26 protein-coding genes and 1 pseudogene are annotated in these 23,010 nt (G+C 61.4%); 14 read left to right on the forward strand and 13 right to left on the reverse strand.

All coding sequences use genetic code 11. The features are described from left to right. Nucleotides 1-7 precede the first annotated feature (7 nt). The 5 genes from VFF99_RS03390 to VFF99_RS03410 all read left to right on the forward strand — a co-directional run bounded on the left by VFF99_RS03390 (nt 8) and on the right by VFF99_RS03410 (nt 5,034). Entirely contained in the window at nt 8-3,133 is a 3,126-nt protein-coding gene (locus tag VFF99_RS03390; protein WP_325015004.1) for an efflux RND transporter permease subunit, read from the forward strand. Nucleotides 3,134-3,161: 28 nt separating this feature from the next. Further along, a complete protein-coding gene (locus VFF99_RS03395; protein ID WP_325015006.1) occupies nt 3,162-3,554 on the forward strand; it encodes a cytochrome c in 393 nt (130 codons plus the stop codon). A gap of 34 nt (nt 3,555-3,588) precedes the next feature. Then, a complete protein-coding gene (locus tag VFF99_RS03400) occupies nt 3,589-4,092 on the forward strand; it encodes a cupredoxin family protein (RefSeq protein ID WP_325015007.1) in 504 nt (167 codons plus the stop codon). An 89-nt stretch (nt 4,093-4,181) separates the two neighbouring features. Beyond that, nucleotides 4,182-4,598, forward strand: a complete 417-nt coding sequence (locus VFF99_RS03405; protein ID WP_325015009.1) for a MarR family winged helix-turn-helix transcriptional regulator — start codon at nt 4,182-4,184, stop codon at nt 4,596-4,598. 46 nt (nt 4,599-4,644) lie between these two features. After that, nucleotides 4,645-5,034, forward strand: a complete 390-nt coding sequence (locus VFF99_RS03410) for a 4-oxalocrotonate tautomerase family protein (RefSeq protein ID WP_325015011.1) — start codon at nt 4,645-4,647, stop codon at nt 5,032-5,034. Here the strand turns inward: VFF99_RS03410 and VFF99_RS03415 are convergent. Then, entirely contained in the window at nt 5,028-5,516 is a 489-nt protein-coding gene (locus VFF99_RS03415; RefSeq protein WP_325015012.1) for an Lrp/AsnC family transcriptional regulator, read from the reverse strand. The two genes, VFF99_RS03410 and VFF99_RS03415, sit on opposite strands and share 7 nt — an antisense overlap. A gap of 144 nt (nt 5,517-5,660) precedes the next feature. Here VFF99_RS03415 and VFF99_RS03420 point away from each other — a divergent pair, with 144 nt between their 5' ends. The 3 genes from VFF99_RS03420 (at nt 5,661) to VFF99_RS03430 (ending at nt 8,530) form a co-directional block, all read left to right on the forward strand. Beyond that, nucleotides 5,661-6,824 (forward strand): M20 aminoacylase family protein, encoded by a 1,164-nt coding sequence (locus VFF99_RS03420; protein ID WP_325015015.1) that lies wholly within the window; start codon nt 5,661-5,663, stop codon nt 6,822-6,824. 31 nt (nt 6,825-6,855) lie between these two features. Continuing rightward, nucleotides 6,856-8,091: a diaminopropionate ammonia-lyase gene (locus VFF99_RS03425; RefSeq protein WP_325015103.1), complete on the forward strand. Its 1,236-nt coding sequence runs from the start codon at nt 6,856-6,858 to the stop codon at nt 8,089-8,091. Between the two features lie 103 nt (nt 8,092-8,194). Next, a complete protein-coding gene (locus VFF99_RS03430; RefSeq protein WP_325015017.1) occupies nt 8,195-8,530 on the forward strand; it encodes a GYD domain-containing protein in 336 nt (111 codons plus the stop codon). Nucleotides 8,531-8,598: 68 nt separating this feature from the next. Here VFF99_RS03430 and VFF99_RS03435 read toward each other — a convergent pair whose 3' ends face one another. Together VFF99_RS03435 and VFF99_RS03440 are read right to left on the reverse strand one after the other, a co-directional pair. Beyond that, nucleotides 8,599-9,276, reverse strand: a complete 678-nt coding sequence (locus VFF99_RS03435) for a DJ-1/PfpI family protein (protein ID WP_325015019.1) — start codon at nt 9,274-9,276, stop codon at nt 8,599-8,601. 100 nt (nt 9,277-9,376) lie between these two features. Continuing rightward, on the reverse strand, nt 9,377-9,877 hold the full coding sequence (locus VFF99_RS03440; RefSeq protein WP_325015021.1) for a DUF523 domain-containing protein: 501 nt from the start codon (nt 9,875-9,877) through the stop codon (nt 9,377-9,379). A 230-nt stretch (nt 9,878-10,107) separates the two neighbouring features. Here VFF99_RS03440 and VFF99_RS03445 point away from each other — a divergent pair. Further along, nucleotides 10,108-10,304: pseudogene (locus VFF99_RS03445) on the forward strand (slipin family protein); the annotation flags it as partial. Between the two features lie 79 nt (nt 10,305-10,383). Here VFF99_RS03445 and VFF99_RS03450 read toward each other — a convergent pair. Beyond that, nucleotides 10,384-11,298 carry a sugar kinase gene (locus VFF99_RS03450; protein ID WP_325015023.1) on the reverse strand — a complete coding sequence of 305 codons (915 nt, stop codon included), beginning with the start codon at nt 11,296-11,298 and terminating at the stop codon, nt 10,384-10,386. A gap of 186 nt (nt 11,299-11,484) precedes the next feature. Then, the gene (locus VFF99_RS03455) at nt 11,485-11,703 is read right to left on the reverse strand and encodes a hypothetical protein (protein ID WP_325015025.1); all 219 of its coding nucleotides are present in this window, start codon (nt 11,701-11,703) and stop codon (nt 11,485-11,487) included. A 209-nt stretch (nt 11,704-11,912) separates the two neighbouring features. Between VFF99_RS03455 and VFF99_RS03460 the strand changes: the two genes are divergently transcribed. Next, a complete protein-coding gene (locus tag VFF99_RS03460) occupies nt 11,913-13,430 on the forward strand; it encodes a BCCT family transporter (protein WP_325015027.1) in 1,518 nt (505 codons plus the stop codon). A 6-nt stretch (nt 13,431-13,436) separates the two neighbouring features. Here VFF99_RS03460 and otsB (VFF99_RS03465) read toward each other — a convergent pair whose 3' ends face one another. Genes otsB (VFF99_RS03465) through VFF99_RS03475 form a run of 3 tightly spaced genes read right to left on the reverse strand, consistent with a single transcriptional unit; the run spans nt 13,437 to nt 17,605 of the window. Further along, a complete protein-coding gene (gene otsB / locus VFF99_RS03465; protein WP_325015028.1) occupies nt 13,437-14,249 on the reverse strand; it encodes a trehalose-phosphatase in 813 nt (270 codons plus the stop codon). Nucleotides 14,250-14,251: 2 nt separating this feature from the next. Beyond that, on the reverse strand, nt 14,252-16,501 hold the full coding sequence (locus tag VFF99_RS03470) for a trehalose-6-phosphate synthase (protein WP_325015029.1): 2,250 nt from the start codon (nt 16,499-16,501) through the stop codon (nt 14,252-14,254). A gap of 12 nt (nt 16,502-16,513) precedes the next feature. Continuing rightward, on the reverse strand, nt 16,514-17,605 hold the full coding sequence (locus VFF99_RS03475; protein WP_325015030.1) for a mechanosensitive ion channel family protein: 1,092 nt from the start codon (nt 17,603-17,605) through the stop codon (nt 16,514-16,516). Between the two features lie 380 nt (nt 17,606-17,985). On the opposite strand from VFF99_RS03475, the gene VFF99_RS03480 reads away from it, so the two are divergent. Next, nucleotides 17,986-19,074 (forward strand): hypothetical protein, encoded by a 1,089-nt coding sequence (locus VFF99_RS03480; RefSeq protein WP_325015031.1) that lies wholly within the window; start codon nt 17,986-17,988, stop codon nt 19,072-19,074. A gap of 15 nt (nt 19,075-19,089) precedes the next feature. Here the strand turns inward: VFF99_RS03480 and otsB (VFF99_RS03485) are convergent, their stop codons facing one another. Both otsB (VFF99_RS03485) and VFF99_RS03490 read right to left on the reverse strand, forming a co-directional pair. Continuing rightward, a complete protein-coding gene (otsB, locus tag VFF99_RS03485; RefSeq protein ID WP_325015033.1) occupies nt 19,090-19,899 on the reverse strand; it encodes a trehalose-phosphatase in 810 nt (269 codons plus the stop codon). A gap of 62 nt (nt 19,900-19,961) precedes the next feature. Beyond that, nucleotides 19,962-20,483 (reverse strand): MarR family winged helix-turn-helix transcriptional regulator, encoded by a 522-nt coding sequence (locus tag VFF99_RS03490; RefSeq protein ID WP_325015034.1) that lies wholly within the window; start codon nt 20,481-20,483, stop codon nt 19,962-19,964. 213 nt (nt 20,484-20,696) lie between these two features. Here VFF99_RS03490 and VFF99_RS03495 point away from each other — a divergent pair, with 213 nt between their 5' ends. The 3 genes from VFF99_RS03495 to VFF99_RS03505 are packed head-to-tail and all read left to right on the forward strand — an operon-like array spanning nt 20,697 to nt 21,620. Beyond that, complete coding sequence (locus VFF99_RS03495) at nt 20,697-21,086, forward strand: hypothetical protein (protein ID WP_325015036.1); 390 nt, start codon at nt 20,697-20,699, stop codon at nt 21,084-21,086. Between the two features lies 1 nt (nt 21,087). Continuing rightward, complete coding sequence (locus tag VFF99_RS03500) at nt 21,088-21,345, forward strand: DUF5985 family protein (RefSeq protein ID WP_325015038.1); 258 nt, start codon at nt 21,088-21,090, stop codon at nt 21,343-21,345. Next, nucleotides 21,342-21,620, forward strand: a complete 279-nt coding sequence (locus VFF99_RS03505; protein WP_325015040.1) for a DUF5985 family protein — start codon at nt 21,342-21,344, stop codon at nt 21,618-21,620. Before VFF99_RS03500 ends, VFF99_RS03505 begins: the two co-directional genes overlap by 4 nt. A 7-nt stretch (nt 21,621-21,627) precedes the next feature. On the opposite strand, the gene VFF99_RS03510 is transcribed toward VFF99_RS03505, so the two are convergent. The 3 genes from VFF99_RS03510 to VFF99_RS03520 form a co-directional block, all read right to left on the reverse strand. Then, nucleotides 21,628-22,050, reverse strand: a complete 423-nt coding sequence (locus VFF99_RS03510; RefSeq protein WP_325015042.1) for a GFA family protein — start codon at nt 22,048-22,050, stop codon at nt 21,628-21,630. Between the two features lie 27 nt (nt 22,051-22,077). Further along, nucleotides 22,078-22,530 carry a hypothetical protein gene (locus VFF99_RS03515; protein WP_325015044.1) on the reverse strand — a complete coding sequence of 151 codons (453 nt, stop codon included), beginning with the start codon at nt 22,528-22,530 and terminating at the stop codon, nt 22,078-22,080. An 88-nt stretch (nt 22,531-22,618) separates the two neighbouring features. Further along, nucleotides 22,619-22,912, reverse strand: a complete 294-nt coding sequence (locus VFF99_RS03520; protein WP_325015046.1) for a hypothetical protein — start codon at nt 22,910-22,912, stop codon at nt 22,619-22,621. Nucleotides 22,913-23,010 lie beyond the last annotated feature (98 nt).

The raw sequence follows: 23,010 nt of genomic DNA on the forward strand, positions 1-23,010 counted from the left end.
AGCCATCATGCTGAACAAGATCATTGAATGGTCCGGCAGGAATGTTTTCCTGGTCCTGCTGGCCACGCTCTTCGTCACGCTTGCCGGCATCTATGCGGTAATCAAGACGCCGATCGACGCGCTGCCCGACCTGTCGGACGTGCAGGTGATCGTCTACACCGAGTATCCGGGCCAGGCGCCGCAGGTGGTCGAAGACCAGGTCACCTATCCGCTCACCTCGGCCATGCTGTCGGTGCCGAAGTCGAAGGTCGTGCGTGGCTTCTCCTTCTTCGGCGCGTCCTTCGTCTATATCATTTTCGAGGACGATACCGACATCTACTGGGCGCGCTCGCGGGTGCTGGAATACCTGAATTTCGCGGCCGGACGTATGCCCAAGGGTGTCACACCGCAGATCGGGCCGGATGCGACCGGCGTGGGCTGGGTCTACCAGTACGCGGTGCTCGCCAAGGACAAGACGCTGGCCGAACTGCGCACGCTGCAGGACTGGTACCTGCGCTACCAGCTCGCCAAGGCGCCGGGTGTGGCCGAAGTGGCATCGGTGGGCGGCTTCGTTCAGACCTACCAGGTCACGGTCGACCCGGTGAAGCTGCGCGCCTATGGCATTCCGCTGATGAAGGTGGCGCAGGTGATCCGCGAGTCGAACCGCGACGTCGGCGGCCGCGTGGTCGAGATGGCCGAGACCGAGTACATGGTGCGCGGCAAGGGCTACCTGCGCGGCCGGGCCGACCTGGAAAACCTGGTGGTGAAATCCGAACGCGGCACCCCGGTGCTGGTGCGCGACATCGCCCGCGTCGAACTGGCGCCCGACGAGCGCCGCGGTCTGGCCGAGCTCAATGGCGAAGGCGAGGTCGTCTCCGGCATCGCCATGTCGCGCTACGGCCAGAATGCGCTGGAGGTGATCGGCAACATCAAGACCAGGATCGCCGACATCAGCGCCGGTTTGCCGGAAGGCGTCAGCATCGAGGCAGTGTACGACCGCTCGGAACTGATCCATCGCGCCATCGACACGCTCAAGCACACGCTGATCGAGGAAAGCATCATCGTCGCGCTGGTGTGCATCGTGTTCTTGCTGCATGTGCGCAGCGCGCTGGTTGCCATCCTGATGCTGCCGGTCGGCGTGCTGATGGCCTTCATCGCGATGCGGGCGCTGGGCATGAACTCGAACCTGATGAGCCTGGGCGGGATTGCGATCGCCATCGGGGCGATGGTGGATGCGGCGATCGTGATGATCGAGAATGCGCACAAGCACCTGGAACGGCTCAAGGAAGGCGAATCGCGGGTGGAAGCGATGCTCGCGGCGTGCAAGGAAGTCGGCCCCTCGCTGTTCTTCTCGTTGCTCATCATCACCGTGTCCTTCCTGCCGGTGTTCACGCTGGAATCGCAGGAAGGCCGCCTGTTCTCGCCACTGGCCTACACCAAGACCTTCGCCATGGCGGGCGCGGCACTGCTGTCCATCACGCTGGTGCCGGTGCTGATGATGTTGTTCGTCCGCGGCAGGATCATGCCGGAAGCGAAGAACCCGGTGAACCGTTTCCTGATCTGGGTCTATCGCCCCGTCATCAAGGGCGTGATGCGCTGGAAGAAGACCACGGTCATGCTTTCATTGGTGGTCCTGGCGCTTACCCTCTATCCGGCCTCCCGTCTCGGCAGCGAGTTCATGCCGACCCTGAACGAAGGCACCCTGCTCTACATGCCGTCCAGCCTGCCGGGCATGACCATGACGAAGGCGGCGGAACTGGTGCAGACCCAGAACAAGATCATCAAGTCGTTCCCGGAAGTGGCGTCGGTGTACGGCAAGGCGGGGCGCGCCAACACGGCGACCGATCCGGCGCCGACGGAGATGTTCGAGACCGTCATCAATCTCAAGCCGCAATCGGAATGGCGGCCGGGCCTGACCATGGACGCGCTGATCGCAGAGATGGACCAGGCGCTGCAATTCCCCGGCGTCTCCAATGCCTGGACCATGCCCATCAAGGCGCGCATCGATATGCTTTCCACCGGCATCCGCACGCCAATCGGTATCAAGGTGTTCGGCAAGGACCTCGACGAAATGGAGAAACTGGCCAAGCAGATCGAAGCCGTGGTCAAGACCGTGCCGGGAACGAGCTCCGCCTTCGCCGAACGCATCACCGGCGGCTTCTACCTCAACATCGAACCCGACCGCGCGCAACTTGCCCGCTACGGCTTGACGGTCGGCGAGGTGCAGGATGTCATCGCCACCGCGCTCGGGGCCGAAATGGCAACGACGACGGTGGAAGGCCGGGAACGTTTTGCCGTCACCGTGCGCTATCCGCGGGAGATGCGCAGCGACCCGCAACTGATCGCGCGCGAAGTGCTGGTGCCGACCATGGACGGCCCGATGATCCCCCTCGGCCAACTGGCACGCATCGAGATCGCCAAGGGCACGCCGGGTATTCGCACCGAGAATGCGCTGCTGTCGGCGTATATCTATGTCGATATTCGCGACCGCGATATCGGCGGCTACGTGGCGGACGCGCGCAAGGCGGTGAACGAGCAAGTGAAGTTCCCGCCCGGATACTACGCGGCCTGGAGCGGCCAGTTCGAAGCAATGGAACGCGCGATCGAGAAGATGAAGATCGTCGTGCCGGTGACGCTGCTGATCATCTTCCTGCTGCTGTACCTCAACTTCCGGCGGCTGACCGAAACCATGATCGTGATGCTGTCGGTGCCGTTTGCTCTCGTCGGCGGCGTCTGGCTGATGTGGCTGCTGGGCTACAACATGTCAGTCGCGGTCGCCGTCGGCTTCATTGCGCTGGCCGGCGTGGCTGCCGAGACCGGCGTGGTCATGCTGATCTACCTCGATCACGCGTGGGAAGAGGTCAGGAAGAAGCGCAAGGCCGAAGGCAAGCGGCCGACGGCGGCCGATCTGTATGCGGCCGTGATGGAAGGTGCCGTCGAACGCGTCCGTCCGAAGATGATGACGGTGGTCGCCATCATGGCCGGCCTGCTGCCGATCATGTGGAGCAGCGGCACCGGGTCGGAGGTGATGAGCCGGATCGCGACGCCGATGGTGGGCGGGATGGTCTCGTCGACTGTACTCACCCTCGCCGTGATTCCGGCCCTGTATGCGCTGGTGAAACAATGGCGGCTGGACAATGGCCGCGAGCAATGAACCGATGAATAACCGGAGGAAATACGAGATGAAACGAGAAAGACTGACGATCGCCGCCGCAGCCGCGTTTCTGCTACTGTCCATCGTCGGCGCCGCGCAGGCGCAATCGATGAAAATTCCAAAACCGAGCGAGGGCTTGATGCCCAATCCGGGAAGAGGAAAAGCGCTTTACGCCAGCCACTGCTCCGCATGTCACGGTGCGGACCTGAAAGGCAGCGACAAGGGCCCGCCGATGTTGCACAAGGTCTACGAGCCGTCGCACCACAGTGATGTCGCTTTCCAGCTCGCCGCCGCGCGCGGCGTGCGGGCCCATCACTGGCAGTTCGGCGACATGGCGCCGGTACCGGCCGTCACTCCGGATGATGTTGCGCACATTACCGCATTCATCCGGGCGGAGCAGCGCAAGGTCGGGATTCAATAGGCCGCGCGCACGGCGAGATACGATTGGAGAATCAATGAAGAAAGCATCGACACATATCCTTGCGGCGTTCGGCTTCGTCGCGCTATTTTCCACTCTGCCCGGCACGGTGTACGCACACGGCAGCGAGCACCGGAGCCAGGCGAAAATCTCGGACGAAGAGCACGCGTTCGGCCGGCAAGGCGATCCGAAGAAAGCAACACGCACGATCGCCATCGACATGAGCGACGACATGCGCTTCAGTCCGGCCGAGATTACGGTCAAGCAAGGCGAGACTATCCGGTTCGTGGTCAGGAACAAGGGAAAGATGCTTCACGAAATGGTGATCGGCACCATGGATGAGCTGAATGCGCACGCCGAGATGATGAGGAAGCATCCCGGCATGGAGCATGACGAACCGTATATGTCCCACGTCAGCGCAGGCAAGAAGCAGACGCTGGTCTGGCAGTTCAGCAATGCTGGAGAGTTTTACTTCGCCTGCCTGATCCCGGGGCATTTCGAGGCCGGGATGGTGGGCAAGATCAAGGTGACGAAAGGATAGGGGAACGATTCCGGTCCAGGCCACGCGCGGACCGGAGCGATCTCGATTTTTTAGTTGCAGAGCTAATTAATTTGAGCTAAGGTATATCCATGTTCGAGCACTGCCTTTATTTCAATACAACCGCCCTCGCCCGCGCCCTCGATCGGGAATGGACGAAAGCCTTCGGCCCGTTCGGCCTGACGCCGTCGCAGGCGTTCATGCTAAGGGCTGTACTTGCCAGGCCTGGCCTGCTGCAAAACGAACTGGCGAAGGAATTGGCGATTTCCCGTCCGACCGCAACCCGTTCCCTGGATGGCTTGCAGAAGCTGGGCCTGATCGAACGCCGCTCGACGGAATCCGATGGCCGGGAGTATGCGATTTACCCGACGGCGGAAGCGCAGGACATCAAGGACGGCCTCAATGCGGCCAGTGCCGCTGTCACGAAGCGCTTCAAGGCAGAACTGGGACGCGAGGAATTCGAAGAGACCGTCGCGAAAATGAGAAACATCCGTACCACACTGGAGTAATTTTTTTGTGCCGATAGTTGCAATGCTAACTAAATAGGAGCCTGAAATGCCGATCCTGAATGTCAAGGTAAGCGGGACCAAATCTCCCGAACTCACTGCGCAGATCTCCGAGCTTTTGCTCGACCTCACCACGCGCATCCTGAAGAAGAAAAGAGAAGTGACAGCAATCGCGATCGATTACATCGATCCGGAGCACTGGATCGTCGGCGGGAAATCCTTGAGCGAACAGGGAAAAAACAGTTTCTACTTCGATATAAAGATCACGGATGAAACCAACACCAAGGATGAAAAGGCGCTTTATATCAAGGAGGCTTTCGACGGCTTCGCCCGTATCCTTGGGCGCTTGCATGAAGAAAGCTACATCTATGTGCAGGACGTCCGGGCTGCCTCATACGGTTATGGGGGATATACGCAGGAGTATCGCTATCATCACTGAGCTCTCCGCTCCTCGTCCGGCAGGTCCAACGGGATCTTTGTCTCGAACTTGGAGCAATTCATCGCGAAATTGCTCTTGAAGTTGCGGACATTGTTCATCGACGTAAACACGCGCCGCGTGAACGCGTGGTAGCTCTCCATGGAGGCAGAGTTGACGATCAGCAGGAAGTCGAACTCGCCTGACACTTCGTAACAGGCCATCACGTCGCCCTCGCCCATCATCTTCCGTTCGAAGGCGCGCAGCAGCACGTCGTTCTGCTTCTCCATCTCGACCGATACAAAGACGGTGAGCGGACGTCCGACGAGGTTCCGGTCCACGATCCCTACCTGCTTGAGCAGGTAGCCGTCGGTCTTGAGTTGCGCGATACGGCGCTGACAGGTCGCCACCGACGCGTGAACACGGTCGGCCAACTCGCGAAGCGGCACCGAGGCGTCTTCCTGCAAGGCATTGAGGATTTGTATGTCGAGTCGGTCGAGTGCCATGGCGTCATTCCGGAGGTGGTGAAATATTTTCTCACCCTAACCGAAAATCCGGGAAGTTTTCTCACCGCGGGCTTTGTGACGGGAAATCTTATCAGCATCGGTGCCTATACTTTTAGTCATCCGAACCGAAGCCAGGAGACGCCCGTGACGACCGAAACCGCTTTTGAGCAACAGTTGACCGAATGGCGCCACGCGCTTCATCGCTGCCCGGAAACCGGCTTCGAGGAAAAGCAAACGTCAGATTTCGTCGCACGCGTTCTGGCGGATCTCGGCCTCGAGGTGCACCGCGGTATCGGCGGGACCGGTCTTGTCGCGAGCCTCACGGTCGGCACCGGCAAAGGGGTCATCGGGCTGCGCGCCGACATGGATGCGCTGAACATCCATGAATCGGTTGCGGACAGGCCCCACGCATCGCAGACACCCGGGAAAATGCACGCCTGCGGCCACGACGGTCACATGAGCATGGTCCTCGGCGCCGCCAGGCTCCTGTGCGAGCGGCGCGACTTCAGCGGCACCGTGCGCTTCATCTTCCAGCCCGCCGAGGAACACGGGCGCGGGGCGAAAGCGATGATGAGCGACGGCTTGTTCGAGCGCTTCCCCGTGGATGAAATCTATGGCGCGCATAACATGCCGGGCATTCCGGCCGGCCATATCGCTACGCGCGTCGGCGGCATCATGGGAAGCGAGGACAATTTCGTCATCCGCATCAAGGGGCGGGGAACGCACGCCGCCCGTCCGCACATGGGTATCGATCCGATCGTGATCGCCGCGGAAATCATCCTCGCCCTGCAGACGGTTGTTTCAAGGTCGCTCGATCCGAGCGTGCCGGCTGTCGTTTCGTGCACGGAGGTATTCACCGACGGTATCCGCAACGCCATCCCGACCCACGTCACGATCAAGGGCGACACGCGCAGCTATACGCCCGACGTGCAAGCAACGCTGGAAAGGCGCATGCGCGAGATGTGCGAGGGAATCAGCCGCACGCACGGCGCCGAATGCACATTTGAATACACCCACGAATTCGCGCCGACGGTGAACTGGGAACAGTGTGTTTCAGTGGCCGTGCAGGCGGCGCAGAATGTCGTGGGCGCGAAACGTGTCAATGCCAATATCGCGCCGCTCATGATTTCCGAGGACTTCGGCGCCTTCCTGCAAAAGATCCCCGGCGCATTCGTCTTCATCGGCAATGGCGATCAGGGCCAGGGCAGCACGCCCTTGCACAACGCAACATACGATTTCAACGATGACGTCCTGCCCGTTGGCGCGCGATATTTCGCCGAGATCGCGCGCGTGCGGCTCCCTGCTTGAGGCATTCTCCCACTATCTCTTCGCCCGCAAAATGATCATCAGGAACAACCAAGCCACCCGCGCCGAATACCCTTCGGGCCTGCGCGCCATCATGAACATGGAACAAGCCGAGGAGAGCCGCGACTGGCTGTCCTGCTGGCCGATGCTGAGCCGTGGGGCCACGCCGGTGTGGCAGCTTCCGGGCCTCGCACGGCGTCTCGGCGTGGCGAGGATCAGCCTGAAAGACGAATCGGAACGTTCGAGCCTTGGCAGTTTCAAGGCACTCGGTGCGCCGATCGCCCTCGTTCGCCTGATCCTGCGCGAGAAGAATGGCTTGCCACTGAGCCCCAAGGGCCTGCTGCTCGGACGCCATGCCGATGTGCTCCGCGATTTCACGGTCATCAGCGCCACCGACGGGAACCACGGCCGCGCGCTCGCTGCCGCGGCCAAGGACATCGGGTGCCGCTGCGTCATCGTGCTGCACCGGAATGTGAGCGTGGAGCGTGAGCAGGCGATTGCCGCATATGGCGCGGACATTGTGCGCATCGAGGGCGATTATGATGCTTCCGTCGTGGCCGCGGCCGAGCACGCGGCCGAGCATGGATGGCATGTGGTGTCCGATACCTCCTACGAGGGCTATGAAACCGTCCCGCGGGACGTCATGCAAGGATACGGAACGATTGCAGCAGAACTGCTCGCCCAGGAAAGCGTGGGGTACAAGGCCACAAGCCCCTACTCCCATGTTTTCCTGCAGGGCGGCGTCGGCGGGCTGGCTGCCGGCGTGGTGAGTTACCTGTGGGAGCGATTCGGGGCGCAGCGTCCTGCTTTCATCGTCGTCGAGCCGGTGCAGGCGGATTGCCTGTTCCAAAGCGCGATCCAGGGAGCCCCTGCGCGCGCGACGGGCTCTGTCGATTCGGTCATGGCCGGCCTGGCATGCGGCGAGACCTCGCCCCTGGCCTGGCGCTTCCTGGCACCCGCGGTCGATTTCTTCCAGACCGTGACTGACGACGAGGCGGTTGCTGCAATGCGTCTGCTGGCCGAGGGCAATGCTGAAGATATTCCGGTGGTGGGCGGCGAATCCGGCGTCGCGGGACTTGCCGGACTGCTCGCCCTGAGCGAGGACGCTGAACTGCGCGGGCAGGTCGGGCTGGACGCGTCGAGCAGCATCTTGCTGGTCAACACCGAAGGGGCGACCGCGCCGTCGATCTACGCGTCATTGATCGGCGGACCCGCGGAGGCGGTACTGGAGCGGCAGCGTGCGTGGCTTCTGGGCAAGCGGGCAACTTGATTCGAGCAGACGATGCCGGGATTGCGTCCCAGCCTGCGCGGGACGTGCTTGACAATGGGGAGACGCTGTACCAACACTGATTGCGTGTAGACAGGAGGCGACCATGTCCTTATACCTCACCCGCTTCAGTTACACCTCGGAGACGTGGAATGCGCTGATCAAGCATCCGGAAGACCGGCGGGAAATGGCCCGGACGGTCATCGAGTCGGTCGGCGGCAAGCTCCACGGTTTCTGGTATGCCTTCGGCCAATATGATGGCTATACCCTTTGGGAAGCGCCTGACAATGTCAGGATGGCATCGGTTGCCCTTGCGCTTTCTTCCCGTGGTGCGATCAAGTCACAAGAAACGCTTGTCCTTCTGACCGTGGAGGATACCCTCGATGCCCTGAGAGGAGCAGCACAGGTGCCCTATCGTCGCCCCGGCCAGGGAGGTGGGTAGGCTGGGATGCAATCCCGGCATAAATGGTGCTGGGATTGCATCCCAGCCTACGTCTGCCCTCTAACCATTCACAACGCAGCCCTTTCGATGCGCTCCTCGACGCACTGGATACGCGCTTGCTGCATCGCGCGCAGGCGCTCGACCAGCGCCGGGCCGGCCTTTTCCGGCGTGCCGCAATCGAAGGGCGGGTGCGGGTCGTACTCGAAGGCCAGTTGCAGCGTCTTGGCGACCTCGTCTCCGGCGAGCTCGGCCGCAAGGGCCAGCCCGAAGTCGATGCCGGCCGTGACGCCGCCGCCGGAGATGCGGTTGCGGTCGCGTACGATGCGCTGGGCAACCGGCTCTGCGCCGAAGCGCGGCAGATACTTCCGCCATTGCCAGTGGCACGCTGACTTGTAACCTTCGAGCAGACCCGCGGCGCCAAGAATCAGGGAGCCGTTGCAGACGGAGGTGACGAAGCGCGCGTTTTCCCCCTGGCGGCGCAGGAAGGCCAGGGTTTCCTGGTCGACGATCTGGTCGCCGATGCCGAAGCCGCCCGGAACGCACAGGACCGTCAACTGCGGACACTCCGCGAAAGTTGTCGTCGGGTTGATCGTGAAGCCAACGTCTGTCATGACGGGTTCGGCGGATTTCCAGACCAGGTGCACCTTGGCATTCGGAACCCGGCTCAGCACCTGCGCGGGGCCGGTGAGATCGAGCTGTGTGACATTGGGAAACAGCAGGAATCCGATATGGATGGGATTGCTCATCGTTTTCACCTCCTTGAAAGATGAAACGATTCTAGGGAAACCCGGGCTGGCAGAAATGACAGAGACAGCTCGATTTCTGCCAATCAGGGAATGGGCTCTTTTACCCGGGAAGCTGCTCCAGGCTGCGCAGATAGGCATCGGCTTCCGCAATCCGTTCATGGGAGAAGACCTTGATTCCATGACTTTCGAGTAATGCCGCAGTCACGCCCATCCCCTCCTTCCTGCGCCCGCTGAAATCGCCGGAATAGATGAAACGGCTGCCGCAGGAAGGACTGCCGTCGGCCAGTAATGCAACTGCGATGTCGGACTCCCTTGCCAGCGCGAGCGCATGTCGCGCTCCTGCCAGGTAGCCGCTGGTCACGTCTCGCCCGTTGTTTTCTACCACCCGGGCGAGGCTGTGCAGGACGCCATGTCCATCGCCGCCGGCGATCTCGGCCGGTGGCCGCGGAACGGGGAAGCCGGCCGAGACTTCCGGGCACACATGGATCAATCGGCCTTCGCTGCGCCAACGCGCGATGATGGCGTCGTCGCTTGATTTCGCCCGGCCGTCGTATCGGACAGGGATCCCCCCGAGGCATGTGCTGACAAGGATCTTTTTCATTTAGGGGCCACTTTCAGGCAGATTAAAACCGGTCGCGGAAATAGCGGGAGTCGCCACTGTAGCGGCTCACGTGAGGGGGATGTCAAGCCCGGCTGTCACCGAAATGGTTCAATAGTGCTGGGATTGCATCCCAGCCTAGCCTGTTCTGTTTCATCCCTTTTGCATAAACGATCGACGCGTTTGCAGGATTTACACGGTGCCGCATGCGTATGCCGTATTGTCACTATTGCCGCGTTGTGAAGCCGGACCATGCCGAAGGCGAGCTGCAGGCTTCGGAAAAGCTGATGCAGGCCCCAATGTTCTGGCACGCCAACCCGGCGCGGTGCAGCTGCGCTACATGCAGACCCTGTCGGCGATTACCGGCGACAAGTCGAACACTATCGTCTTTCCGCTGCCGGTGGATTTGCTGACCGGGCTGGTGGATCGGCAGGACGTGGAGCGGGCCGGCCTGCGGGGAAATGACATTTCAGCCCATCCTTGTCCGCGTCACCGGTTCTTGCAGCGGTTCACTCTCCCTCATCGATGATTGCCCCGGCCACGCGGATCACCCGGGCGGCCAGCTCCGTCCCCGCCTTGGCGGCATCTGCGGGAGGTGCGCCGCAAAGCCGCGCCGCGAGATAGGCGCCATTGAAGGAATCCCCGGCCGCGGTCGTATCGACCGGATCGGCCCTTTCCGCCGGCACGGCCAGCATCCGGTCCATCGCGGAAGTTTGCAGCAGGCATCCATCTTTGCCCAGTTTCACGACGGTTTCCGCAAGCCCCGTGGCCAGGGTGCGCGAGAGCGTGTCGGCGGGGGACGCGTCCCCATGCAACTGCGCTTCATCGTCGAACGTGACAAGCGCGTGCGTCGCCACGGCGAGCGCGCAATCGCTCCAGTAGCGCGCATCCTCCCGGCGCTGCCACAAACCGGGCCGGTAGTTGCTGTCGAAACCGACCCAGCCGCCGCTGGCCTTCACCGAAGAGGCAAGTGCGAGCAGGTGCCTGCGTCTTTCATCATCCAGGATGGCGAGGCTGATTCCCGAAAAATAGAACAGGCCGCAGGCGGCGACATGCGCCCGAAGCATATCGACATGCGCCGCATCGAGCATCTGCCGCGCCGCCGATTCGGTGCGCCAGTAAAGGAAAGACCGCTCTCCCTCCTGTGAAATCTCGATCAGATAGAGGCCGGGCGGTCTCGTACCGCCGGTCTTGACGTAGCCGGCGTCGATGCCGTGTTTGCCGGCTTGCGCCAACAGGGACTGGCTCATGCTGTCCGTGCCGGCAGCGCTGACGAAACAGGTGCGGCGGGTCCGGGCCGAGCGGTGGAAATAGACTGCAGTGTTGTAAACATCGCCGGCGAACGATTGGCGCAACAGCCCCTCGCCTGCACGCCGGAGTTCGATCATGCATTCCCCGAGGAACCAGCATTCGTTGGCATTCATTGTCGGGACATGGAGCAGCCTGCCGCTCTCTAGAAAATAAGCTTAAAGACCCCGAACACCGTCAACAGGCCGATGATGAAGATGATCGCCACGAGCCACATGATTATTTTCATTTTTCACTCCTATGGGGAAGTCGAACGATGGCAACAACCTGAGCCTGCAACTGCTTCGCGCCCTGCACCCGGCTTACGGCGAGGCGGGGTCGTCGGGATCGGAATCCGATGGGATGCGTTCCGCCGTCTCTCTGCTGATCGGCCGCACCGGCAGTGTGCCGGAGGGCTCACCGCCTGCGTCGTCGGCGCGCTCGCCTGCATCCATGGAAATCCCGTCCTCGGGAATGCCGTCTTCATGCGGCGGCCTCGAAGGTTTTCCCTGGGACACTTCTCGTGATGGATGGTTGTTCATGGCAACTCCTCTCGAACCATTAACACTGTGCAACAGAGAAATGCCGCAACTTCCATGCCCGGCCTGCTGCCGGTCGTTGCCCGCGTTCATCGTGCCGCCCCGCATGACCGGTCCGCGCGCAACCGAAATGCCGAAGCTGATAAACTCGGCATCGGCCACGCGCGGCGAAGCTGATCATACTAACGGCAGGCTTTTTTAAGGGATATTGAATGCAATTGTTCTTTTCCGCCGGCTTGATTCTGGTGGTCGTTCTTTGGGGCATTTTCTCTCCGCAGACCCTGGGAACAGCGTTCAACACGGTGTTGGCATCGATTACGAGAAACTTCGGGTGGTTCTACCTGTGGGTGGTGCTCGCGCTGGTGATATTTGCGCTTTTCCTTGCATTCAGCAGGTACGGCAACTTAAAGCTCGGCGCGGAAGATGATGAGCCGGAATTCTCCATCGGCGCCTGGTTCGCCATGCTGTTTGCCGCAGGAATGGGCATCGGACTGGTGTTCTGGGGAGTCGCAGAGCCGGTCTCGCATTACGTGACTGCGCCGCCCGGCATCCAACCGATCACGCCGGAAGCGGCAAACGCCGCGCTGCGCTACAGCTTTTTTCATTGGGCATTGCATCCCTGGGCAGTCTATAGCGTGGTCGCGCTTGCCATCGCATTCTTTCAGTATCGCCGCAAAGGTGCCGCGCTGGTCAGCACCTCCACGAGCGCGTTGCCGTGGCGGCCGGTACAAAGGATGTCCGGTGTGTTCAACGTATTAGCGGTAATTGCAACCGCCTTTGGGGTCGCCGCATCGCTTGGCATGGGCGCCCTGCAAATCAACAGCGGACTGGAAACCGTGTTTGGCCTGCCGGTGGATACAACTGCCCAGGTCGGGATCATCGTCGTGACGACAGCGCTGTTCGTGGCCTCTTCCGTCACCGGCGTGACCAGGGGAATCAAGTGGCTGTCTACCTTCAACATGATGGTTGCGGCGTTCCTGACATTGATGGTGTTTCTACTCGGGCCGACGGTCGCGATCATCAATACGCTCACCAACACGCTCGGCGCCTATCTCAGCGATTTCGTGCGCATGAGCTTGCGCATGACGCCGTTCCGTGAAAGCGGCTGGGTCGGCGAGTGGACCGTTTTCTATTGGGCCTGGTGGATATCATGGTCGCCATTTGTCGGTCTGTTCATAGCACGCGTGTCGCACGGGCGGACTATCCGTGAGTTCATTGTCGGCACCGTGATCGCTCCTTCGCTGACAGCATTTGTCTGGTTCTCGGTATTTGGCGGCACTGCCCTGCACATGGAAATATGGCAAGGCATTCCGATTTCCGAGGCGGTGAAGGCAGATGTGTCCACAGCGCTCTTCACAATGTTCGACGCAATGCCGCTGGGCTTGTTAATGTCCCTCATTGCGACCGTCCTGGTGCTCGTGTTCTTTGTCACTTCCGGGGATTCGGCAACGATGGTGCTGGGCATCATGAGCACCAACGGCAATCCCAACCCTTCCGCAAAGGTCAAGATCGTCTGGGGAACGCTTATTGCGGGAATCGCGGTCAGTCTATTGCTTGCCGGAGGTCTTCAAGCGGTGCAGACTGCGACCATCGTCTTTGCCTTGCCATTTACCATCGTCATTCTGTTGATGGTGTTGTCCCTGTGGCGCGCCATCCGGGAAGACTGGCGAGAGGAGCAGCGCAAGGAGCGGGAACTTCGCCGGCAGATACGGCAGATCGTCTCCAAATAGCGAGCGCTACCGGATCCTTGCGGCCTTGGCGACGCCCGCAGCAGGCACGGTCCCGGTCGACGCAAGCTGGCCGATCAACGCATCCAGCAACTGCACCATGTCGAGACGGTGATGAATGTAAAACTCCGCTGCACTGTCGCACGAGCGCTCTATGCGCACGGTCAGCCAGTCCTGCCGACCCATCCTGAAAACGTTCTCATCGGTCGCGTCATCGCCGACATAGATTGCGCTGGGGGCGCCGCTCGTCTCGCACAGCCTCGCAAGCGCCATTCCCTTGTCGGGCGCGTCCACCGGCAGCAGGTTGAACACGCACTTCCCTGCGACGACGTGGGCGGTCGGTGACAATTCAGTGAACAGTTGCAGCAGGCGGCTTTCGGCGGCTGCCCTGTTGCGCGCCAGTCGATAGTGCACCGAGAGCGAGTAGTTCTTGTTCTCGATCCATATCCCGCCATCGAACAATGTCCGGTCCGTCACGGCATGCTTGAGCTGCCGTTCCCACTCGAGGCAAAGCGCATGGTAGCGGCTCGCCTTATCTTCCCATCCCGGCAATCCTTCGATCCCGTGGTTGCCGATGACAAACTCCGGCAGGAAGTCGAGGCGCAGACTGACATCCGCAGCGCCTCTCCCGGAGATGATCGCCACGCGCGCATGTTCGGACAGGACGGTCATGCGGCGCAGTACCGCGGCCGGTATGGCGGCCCGCTGGGGATCCTTCACGATCGGAGCCAGCGTTCCATCGAAATCGAACGCGCACAGCATGCCCGGGCGGACGATTTCCCGCAGGCGCGCCGCCCCATGGTCGAAAAAAAGCAGCGACATGCTTACACCACCCGGCGCAAACCCGGGCGGCTATGCGAATGGATCTTCGACATGACACGTTCCCGTTGGCGCAGGCGAGCCGCATCCAGCAGCATGTGTCCCGCCCAGCGATACACGTTGAAATCCCTGACCAGCAGCCGCATGCTGCGCATTCGCTCCCGCTGTTCGTTCGGGGGCATGGTGAGGGCCCTGTGCAAGGCCTCTGCGCCCTGCTCGATATGGTAAGGATTGATGATGAGCGCCTCGTGCAATTCGCGCGCCGCGCCGGTGAACTGGCTCAGCACAAGCACGCCCTGCTCGTCATCGCGCGCGGCGACGAACTCCTTGGCCACGAGGTTCATGCCGTCGTGCAGGCTGGTCACCATGCAAACATCGGCGGCCCGGTAGTATTGGTTCAGCAGCTCTTGCTCGTGATGTTCCGCCTTGAGAATGATGGGCGTATAGCTTCCCTGCGAGAAGCGCTGGTTGATCTTGAGCGCCAGGTTGCGCACGCGCGCTTCAAAGTTCTGGTACTCATCCAGCGACGATCGGCTTGGCGCTGCGATTTGTACAAGGGTGAACCGGCCGATCATGTCCGGATTCAATTCCAGCATCCGCTCCACTGCCTGGAATCGCTCGACGATGCCTTTCGTGTAATCGAGCCGGTCCACGCCGATGCCGAGCAGCTGATCCTGCGGCAGGGCCAGCGCCTTCCTGATCTCGGTGCGGCATTGCGCCACATCGTAGCCGGTGGCTTCATCCGGCCAGGCAATCGAAATGGGATACGGCTCTACCTGCGTAAGCTTTCCTCCGTAAGAGATGGTGGATGCCTCGGATTCGATGCGCGTTTCCAGGTAGCGATCGACGGTTTCCAGGAAGTTCTTCCGGTGGAAGGGCGTATGGAAACCGAGGATGGTGCTGCCCAGCATGCCGGCAAGGATCTCCTCGCGCCACGGGCAGATGCCGAAAGACTCCGGGTTCGGCCAGGGGATATGCCAGAAGGTAATGATGGTTGCCTTCGGAAGCGCGTCGCGCACCATGCGCGGCAGCAGCGCAAAATGGTAATCCTGTACCAGCACCACGGGGTCATCGGTGCGCGCCTCGGCGATCACCGCATCGGCGAAGCGCCGGTTGACCTCCACATAGCGCTCCCAGTCGGTTGAACGGAATACTGGACGCACGTGCGCGATATGGCAAAGCGGCCACAGCCCCTCGTTCGCGAACCCGTAGTAGTAGCCCTGCTCCTCTTCCTTGGACAACCATACGCGCCGCAAGGTGTAGCTGGGCTGACCCGGCGGCACTTGCACGTGGTCGTGGCGGTCCACCGTCTTGCGGTCAGCTGATCCGCTGCCGTGTGCGATCCATGTTCCCGAGCAGGCGCGCATCACCGCCTCGACGGCAGTCACCAGGCCGCTCGCCGGGCGGCTCACCTCGATGCCATTCGGGGTCTCTACATGGATATAGGGTTCTCGGTTGGACACCACCAGCACTTGGTCGCCAGCCAGTTCGCCCTGCAGCAGGGACTTCAGCTTCTCGGCTGTCCACAGTTGCGAAGTGTGCTGTTGGCCCTGCCGTTCGAGATGGTACTCATGCAGCAGTGCTCGCAGATCGCCGATCAACGGCTGCATTTCAGGCGGCGTTCTCCCCGAGGAGCGGGGCAGCAGCCCGCCGCGCAGTATGCCCCTGACGCCATTCATCCATCCGCGCCAGCTCAGGTGCGCGATGAATACGGTGATCAGCGAAATCAACACGGCGAGCAGCGCGAAGAATGCCACCACATACTTCTTGGTGTCTGCGCTGCGCCGCTCGATGAAACTCATGTCATGCAACAAGATGAGGCGCCCAAGCGTCCCGTTCTCCCCGGTGATGGCGCTTTGCGCCACATGCAGCGGCCCCTGCGGAAGCTGAACAAGCGACTGGTGCGGGCCGCCGTTGCGTCCGCCCTCCCAGCAACCGAGCGATTCGGGATAGGTTGCGGTTTTGTACACCAGGGTGCCGGCATCGTCGCAGAAGCCCAGTGCGTACAGCCTCTCATCCTGGATCGCCCGGTCGAAGAGCTGAGTGATGCGCTTCCTGGCCTTCTGCCCGACGTGCTCTGCCAAGGGTTCCTGGAGCGTGGATGCCAGCAGCTGGGATCGAATGTCAAGATCCCTGACGAACCAGCGCAGGGTGAGGGTATCCATCAACGGAACTACGACATAGGCGCAAGCGCCAAGTACAAGTGCCAGCGGCAGGATGAAGCGCAGTGAAAGCCGGATCGACCGGAGCGGCATGTTTCCTCCTTCTCACCCGGCCGTGCGCGCGATGCGGCGAGGCGCTTCATCAGCGGGCTTCAGTTCGGCGGCCGGTGCAAGATGGAGGGTTCTGGTCGGATAGGCAAATGTGATGCCGCGGGCACGGAATGCACGGAGCAAGGCCAGGTTGATTTCCTGCTGGATGTCCATGTACTTGTTGAAGTCCGGATTCAGCACGTAGTACACGACCTCGAACTGCAAGGCGCTGTCGCCATATGACTTGAAATGCGCGCGATCGAACCGCGTGTCGAAGCGATCGTCTGTCACGATGTTGCGCACCAGTTGCGGGATGCGTTCGATTTCCTCAACCGGTGTTTCGTATGCAATGCCGAATTCGAATGCAATTCGCCGTTCCTGCATGCGCTTGAAGTTGCGAATGCGGTTCTTCAGCAGTTCGGTATTCGAAAATACGACTTGTTCGCCTCCAAGACTGCGCAGGCGGGTGGTCTTCATGCCGATGTACTCGACCGTTCCCATGTAATTGTCGACCACGATGAAGTCACCGATGACGAAGGGCTTGTCGAGCGCGATCGAGACGGAAGAAAAGACGTCGCCAAGAATGTTCTGCACGGCCAGTGCAACGGCGATCCCGCCGATGCCCAGGCTGGCCATCAGCGTGGTGATGTTGAAGCCGAGGTTGTCGAGCGTCACCAGCAGTGCGATGGACCACAGCACGATGCGGCCGGCCAGGCCGGCCAGCATCAAGTGCGTCGCCGCCGCCGGATTGGTTTCCCGTTGCCGCGCGAAGGCGCGCTCTACCGCCACCGTGATCATTCGATTGCCCCACATGGCAATTTGGGACACCAGGATCACGATCCAGGCGTAGTGGATCCACTTGCGCTGATCGGGTGGAATATCCATCTGGGTGATCGACGCAAGGAGGGACACCGCAAGCATGAACGGCAGGCGGGTCGCACCAAGGATCTGCTCGGCGTAGCCAAGCACCGGGATCCGGCCGGCGAGCACAAGGCGGCGCAGCTGGCGGGCGACGAAGGCCTTCACCAGCAAGAGTGCGGTCAGGACAGTGAAGAACACGACCCCGGCCACCAGTACGTCATACGACGCGAATTCGAATGCGGTCATGGCAACTCCTAAAAAACCGGGCATTCGGGCTGAATGCATGCGCCATCGGGGAACGACGTCCCCGAAAAAAACGCCCCCGGGACGGGGGCTTGAAGAGGCTCGATTTGAACCCGCTACTGCTTTGAGCAGCGCCAGCTTTCACCGGGCCGGCGATGATCTGCTTCGATACATCTTGCCGCAAAAATACATTTGGCGCAATAGAGTTTGCCCAAATGTATTTGCTTTCCTTCATGACGCTGCTCCGCGGGCGATGATGCCCCGCGGATACAGAGGTAGCCGTTTCGTCACGCCTTGCCGCCGTTCAAGCGAGCCGGTATATTGACTTCAGTTCTTCGCGAGAGCCGCACGCACAAGCGGCTCTCCAATCCGGAGCCGACAACATGCATCGCACTCGTGTGGCTGCCACTCTTTCCCATTTCAAACCGCTGCTGGCCGGCGCACTCCGGCTGAGCTTCATCTGTTCGTTCGCCGTTTCCGTCGCTGCGAGTGCAGGCGTCAAGCCGCAGGACTTGCCCAGCCTTCCCGGTGCGGATATTCCACCGCCGTGGCATTGGGCAGTGGACGAAGAAAGCGCCACCCTCGCCTACGAAACGCGATCTGAAAAATGGGAAGCCAGCCTCGATCATTCCTCCGGACTGGGGCCTTCGCTTGCGGTCGATTACGGCGTGCTGCTGACCAATCGGCTCGGCGCCGGAACGACGTTCACGCGCGATACCGATTACGCGGAGATCGTGGCCAATGCGGTGTACGCCCATCGGCGCAATGTGCGGTTCCGGCTGTCAGGCGCACAGTTGCGTACCGTGGGAAGCGGCTTCTTGTCGTCCTATGACGAAGCACCCGGCTTCCGGCAAAACAGTTTCCTGCTTAGCGCGAGAAAATACTGGCCGGAGAATCGTTACCTGTCCGGCCTGGGCCTGGCGCTCTACCGGGTGGATGCGACGCCTTCCGCGCCCGCGATGCTGCCCCTGGAAATGAACGAGCTCGATGAAGACCGCCCGGCCAGCGTCGCTTCCGGAAAACTCGATGGCTTCATGCTGAACCTCGGCCTTCGCCCTACCTGGCAATCGAGGATCGAGCTGCGCCGCGAGTTTTCCCACATCGATTACCGTCCGTATCCCGGTTCGCTGCGGCGCGAATTCCTCTCTTCCGGCCGCGTCTCCTTTCAGCAGTATTTCGGCAACTGCCTGCAGCTGCATGGCGGTTACAGCGCAGGGAGCGATGCCGGCCGTCTGGACCTGGGCCTTGCGAAGGACAACTGGAGCCTCAGGCTGTCGCAGGACTTCCACGACGCCGACCAGGACACTCTGCTTCAATTCAGCATCAGCATTCCGCTGGGCGGGAAAGTGGAAGAAAGCGGCACCTGCCTTGCGCAGAGGGAGGCGGCGCCGTCGTTCGCGCCGATCGTGGATGCCGCGCTCCAGCGCCCCCTGCAATTTCCCCGAGAGCCGCTGATAGCAACCGAGCAGTAAGACGCGATGGAAGCCTCAGCCGGCCGTCGCGTGTTTCGGTGCTGCCCGGGATGCCAGCCGTGCCGTGCCGAGCCGGCCGACGAGTGCATCCAGCAGTTCGGGCACATCGAGGCGGTGGTGCAGGCAGAATTCCGCCGCGCTCTCGCCCGAGCGTTCGACCTGTACCGTCAACCAGCCTTGGCGGCGCAGTTGGGCCAGATCATTATCAGTCGCGTCGTCTCCGACATAGATCGCGCTCGAGGCGCCGCTCAGCGCAAACAGGCGGGACAGCGCACTCGCCTTGTCGGGCGCGTCGGCCGGCAGCAGGTTGAGCACGCAGTTGCCGGGCACGATCCTGGCGCGCGGCGCCAGTGCGGAAAAGAGCTGCAGCAGGCGCTGCTCGGCTTGCGCGCGGTCCGGCGACATCCGGTAGTGCACGGACAGCGAGTAGGTCTTGTTCTCGAGCCGGATGCCGGAATCGAACAGTACGCGGTCCGCCAGCGCAGGCTTGAGCTGCCGCTCCCATTCCAGGCAGAGGGTCTGGTAACGCCCGGCGTCGTCTTCCCAGCCGGGAAGACCCTCCAGTCCGTGGTTGCCGATGACGAAGTCCGGCAGGAAGTCCAGACGCACCCCGACATCGGCCAGCGAACGGCCTGAAATGACAGCCACACGCGCGTATTCAGAGAGAGTAATCATCCGCCGCAGCACCGAGGGCGGAATCGACGCCCTGTGCGGCTCTTTCACGGTGGGCGCCAGGGCGCCGTCGAAATCGAACGCGCACAGCATGCCCGGCTTGACCAATTCCTGGATGCGCCGTGCGCCGTGTTCAAAAAAAGGAAGAGACATACCTGCCTTACCTGCCTTGGGCCTTGCAGCACCGGAAGTGCTGCTTCAGTCGTCATCCGGACTTACATCGTGAACGGCAGCGGTTGCAGCGCATAGGCTTCATCCGCGCGTTCCATCACATCGAGGAGCGCCTGCAGACCCTGGTTAAGCTCGCACAACTGCTGCGCGCTCAGTTTGCGCAGCGACTCCGGCAACAGGCCGCGCGCCGGAACCGGCGCACGCTTGATCACCGCTTCGCCTTGCTCGGAGAGGGCAAGCTTCACCACGCGCAGATCATCCCTGGCACGTGCTTTGGCCACGTAGCCCTTCTTCACGAGGGCGTCGACCAGGTTGCTGGTGGTGGTCTGGTGGATTGCCAGCCTTTGCGCGACGTCGCCAACCCGCAGTCCGGGCGATTCGTGCAGTTCCTGCATCACCCACAGTTGCGCGCCGGTGACACCGCATTGCTTTTCAATCCAGTTCGAGTGACGCTGTGCCGCGCGGATGACAATACGCAGCTTTTTCAGCGCCTCCATGTGGGGAGCGTCCGCTTCGCCGGTTTGTTCCGGCTCTTCCGGCGCGCTCGCTTTCCTTCGGCTCGTCATGATCCTCTCCCGGGGCATCTTGCATCAAAACTACATTTGGCGCAATATATTTTGTCCAAATCCGTTAAGTTAATATTGCGCCAATGCAGGCGTTGGCGAAGACTATATCGCTTCTCCCCTGCATCCCCAAGCCGGGAAGAACAAATTTCATGTCCATGCACCGTTTCCGGCGTGTTTCGCCGGCGGCATCGTGTGCAATCAAAGTGAGGAACTATGGATCGGGCTCCCATCCCCGACGACGTAAAGCGTTTCGTGCTGATCAGCATTCCGTCCGTCCCCTACCTGGAAGCAATGCTCTTGCTGCGGGACGGGCCGGCGAATGCCTGGAACAGCAAGCAGGTCGCGCAGCGGCTCTACATGAGCGAGAAAGCCGCCGACGAACTGCTGACGCAGCTGCATGAAGCCGGTATCGCCAGCGCCATTTCGCGGGCGCCGCCGCTCTATTGCTATCAACCGTCCTCCGGCGATCTCTTGCAGATGATCGACCGGCTGGCGGAGACCTATGCGAAGAACCTCGTCGACGTCACCAATCTGATTCACTCAAAAACAAGCAAGAAGGCGCAGCAGTTTGCCGATGCCTTCAAATGGAGAAAGGAGCCGTAGCATGGCCGCGGTAATCTACACCCTTTGCGCGCTCACGGCGCTCGCATGCGCGTATCTGCTCCTGCGCAGTTATGTCGTGTCAAGACATCGCCTGCTCCTGTGGAGCGGCCTCTGCTTTTCGGGGATGTTCATCAACAACATCATCCTCATCGTCGACCGGTTGTTCTATACCGCCGGCGACCTGTCGACAATGCGGCTGGTCGCCGCCCTCGTGGCGCTGCTGCCTTTGCTGTACGGACTTGTATGGGAGGATGAATGAATACGCTTAATGCCGTACTTGCGGGCGCGATCGCGATGGCGTCGCTGACAGTCAGCCTGTTCTTCTTCCGGTTCTGGCGCAGCACGGGCGACCGCTTCTTTCTCTATTTCGCAATGTCCTTCATGCTGGAGGGGGTGAACCGTATCATTCTGTGTTTCACCGACATGCAAAGCGAAGACACCTTCGTCTACTACACGATAAGGCTGGCTGCCTACGCCCTGATCCTGTTCGCCATCCTGGAAAAAAACTGGTATCGGAGGAAGGAACACGCGTAGGCGATCGTCAGCGCCAGGCGTCCGGATATTCTTCATGCGTGGGCAAACCGCCGCTCGGGCAGCCCCAGGAGACCCGTGAAGACCAGAAGATGTGGTCGGACGGGGAAAGCGGCGGAGCGACGTCGAGCGAGCCGGCCGGGATCACCATCAGCTTTCCGCTGCGCGTCATGCGCGGAACCGGGCAACCGCAGTGGCGGCAGAACCACTTGCCGAAGCTCTTTGCCTGCGGCAAGTCATAGCGGGCGATCGCATCCTCCCCGGCCAGCCAGCGGAATTGTGCCGGGTCGACCGTGAGGTTGGTGGCATGCCCGGTGCCGGTCGACTTGCGGCAACGGGAGCAATGGCAATGGACCATGACCTGGAACGGTCCCTCTGCGTCGTAGGTGACGGCGCCGCACAGGCAGGTGCCGTGAATCCTTGGTTCAGACATCTCGCTCTCCCTTTTGCAGATACAGGGTTACCTGGTGTCGCCGCCAAGGCCTGCCGAAGCGCTTGTCGACGCGCTATGTCCTTGAAGCGCTCGCGCCGCCGGGCCGACCGCCGCCGGCCGGGGCCATGCCAGCCACAATGCGACGACCGGAAACAGGTAGACGCCGGGCAGGTCGCGCAACACGGTGCTTGGGGCGACAATGCCGCACGCCACTTCAAACAGATGCACGGCGGCGTGGAACGCCAGGAAGGCGGTGCCGGCCGCCGCGGCCGGCCAGGCGTCGCGGTTGCGAGCGAGCCACAGATAGGAAAGGCCGGTGACGAGGTAGGCGCAACCGATGTCGCGCACAAAATGGACATTCAGCGGGCCGGTGAAGATGACGCCTGGGACGGTGAGATACCAGCGGCCGGGATCGACGAGCATGGCGAGCCCGTTTCCGATGCAGATCACGGCAAAGACGATACGGAAGATATTGGTCATGGAGCAAAATCCTGAGTGGTTCCATGATCAAGACGAGCCGGGCTGCTAAAACGTGACATGGGCCGCAGGATTCTTGCGCCTCACGAGATCATGGTCTGCTCTTCTCTCGGGCAGCGCCGCCATCGATCCATTGAGCCAGGGTAGGCCCTAGCGCGCCGCCTGCGACGCTATCGAGCGTGAGCATGCCGAATACACGGTCGCCGATGTCGGCCGCTACTGCGTGTAGCGCTGGGGCGGACCGAAGGCGCAAAGCATCCGCAATTCGACGAGCGTCCTTCTGAAATACATCCGCCTGCGGATCGCCGAGCATGTGCGCGGCACGGGTCTTCCGGCGGCTGCAGATGAACTTCCGGATTTTTCGAATCCTGTCGCCGCCCAGCATCAATTCCTGCTCGCGCTTGGAGAGATTGCGCAGCTCAAGCGCGAGGTGTCGCGCCTACGCCTCGATGTTCCCGTTACAACCCATATATGAGCGGTGGC

The organism is Noviherbaspirillum sp., assembly GCF_035654295.1.
Lineage (GTDB): Bacteria > Pseudomonadota > Gammaproteobacteria > Burkholderiales > Burkholderiaceae_D > Noviherbaspirillum.

Excerpts from the sequence above, each read along its gene's own strand:
- VFF99_RS03480 (WP_325015031.1), top strand. The coding sequence starts at position 17,986 with ATGCATCGCACTCGTGTGGCTGCCACTCTTTCCCATTTCAAACCGCTG.
- VFF99_RS03505 (WP_325015040.1), top strand. The coding sequence starts at position 21,342 with ATGAATACGCTTAATGCCGTACTTGCGGGCGCGATCGCGATGGCGTCG.
- VFF99_RS03460 (WP_325015027.1), top strand. The coding sequence starts at position 11,913 with ATGCAATTGTTCTTTTCCGCCGGCTTGATTCTGGTGGTCGTTCTTTGG.
- VFF99_RS03425 (WP_325015103.1), top strand. The coding sequence starts at position 6,856 with ATGATCATCAGGAACAACCAAGCCACCCGCGCCGAATACCCTTCGGGC.
- VFF99_RS03400 (WP_325015007.1), top strand. The coding sequence starts at position 3,589 with ATGAAGAAAGCATCGACACATATCCTTGCGGCGTTCGGCTTCGTCGCG.
- VFF99_RS03395 (WP_325015006.1), top strand. The coding sequence starts at position 3,162 with ATGAAACGAGAAAGACTGACGATCGCCGCCGCAGCCGCGTTTCTGCTA.
- VFF99_RS03410 (WP_325015011.1), top strand. The coding sequence starts at position 4,645 with ATGCCGATCCTGAATGTCAAGGTAAGCGGGACCAAATCTCCCGAACTC.
- VFF99_RS03415 (WP_325015012.1), bottom strand. The coding sequence starts at position 5,516 with ATGGCACTCGACCGACTCGACATACAAATCCTCAATGCCTTGCAGGAA.
- VFF99_RS03390 (WP_325015004.1), top strand. The coding sequence starts at position 8 with ATGCTGAACAAGATCATTGAATGGTCCGGCAGGAATGTTTTCCTGGTC.
- VFF99_RS03435 (WP_325015019.1), bottom strand. The coding sequence starts at position 9,276 with ATGAGCAATCCCATCCATATCGGATTCCTGCTGTTTCCCAATGTCACA.
- otsB (WP_325015028.1), bottom strand. The coding sequence starts at position 14,249 with ATGTCGCTGCTTTTTTTCGACCATGGGGCGGCGCGCCTGCGGGAAATC.
- VFF99_RS03440 (WP_325015021.1), bottom strand. The coding sequence starts at position 9,877 with ATGAAAAAGATCCTTGTCAGCACATGCCTCGGGGGGATCCCTGTCCGA.
- VFF99_RS03490 (WP_325015034.1), bottom strand. The coding sequence starts at position 20,483 with ATGACGAGCCGAAGGAAAGCGAGCGCGCCGGAAGAGCCGGAACAAACC.
- VFF99_RS03470 (WP_325015029.1), bottom strand. The coding sequence starts at position 16,501 with ATGCCGCTCCGGTCGATCCGGCTTTCACTGCGCTTCATCCTGCCGCTG.
- VFF99_RS03510 (WP_325015042.1), bottom strand. The coding sequence starts at position 22,050 with ATGTCTGAACCAAGGATTCACGGCACCTGCCTGTGCGGCGCCGTCACC.
- VFF99_RS03520 (WP_325015046.1), bottom strand. The coding sequence starts at position 22,912 with ATGCTGGGCGGCGACAGGATTCGAAAAATCCGGAAGTTCATCTGCAGC.
- VFF99_RS03475 (WP_325015030.1), bottom strand. The coding sequence starts at position 17,605 with ATGACCGCATTCGAATTCGCGTCGTATGACGTACTGGTGGCCGGGGTC.
- VFF99_RS03430 (WP_325015017.1), top strand. The coding sequence starts at position 8,195 with ATGTCCTTATACCTCACCCGCTTCAGTTACACCTCGGAGACGTGGAAT.
- otsB (WP_325015033.1), bottom strand. The coding sequence starts at position 19,899 with ATGTCTCTTCCTTTTTTTGAACACGGCGCACGGCGCATCCAGGAATTG.
- VFF99_RS03495 (WP_325015036.1), top strand. The coding sequence starts at position 20,697 with ATGGATCGGGCTCCCATCCCCGACGACGTAAAGCGTTTCGTGCTGATC.
- VFF99_RS03405 (WP_325015009.1), top strand. The coding sequence starts at position 4,182 with ATGTTCGAGCACTGCCTTTATTTCAATACAACCGCCCTCGCCCGCGCC.
- VFF99_RS03500 (WP_325015038.1), top strand. The coding sequence starts at position 21,088 with ATGGCCGCGGTAATCTACACCCTTTGCGCGCTCACGGCGCTCGCATGC.
- VFF99_RS03515 (WP_325015044.1), bottom strand. The coding sequence starts at position 22,530 with ATGACCAATATCTTCCGTATCGTCTTTGCCGTGATCTGCATCGGAAAC.
- VFF99_RS03455 (WP_325015025.1), bottom strand. The coding sequence starts at position 11,703 with ATGAACAACCATCCATCACGAGAAGTGTCCCAGGGAAAACCTTCGAGG.
- VFF99_RS03450 (WP_325015023.1), bottom strand. The coding sequence starts at position 11,298 with ATGAATGCCAACGAATGCTGGTTCCTCGGGGAATGCATGATCGAACTC.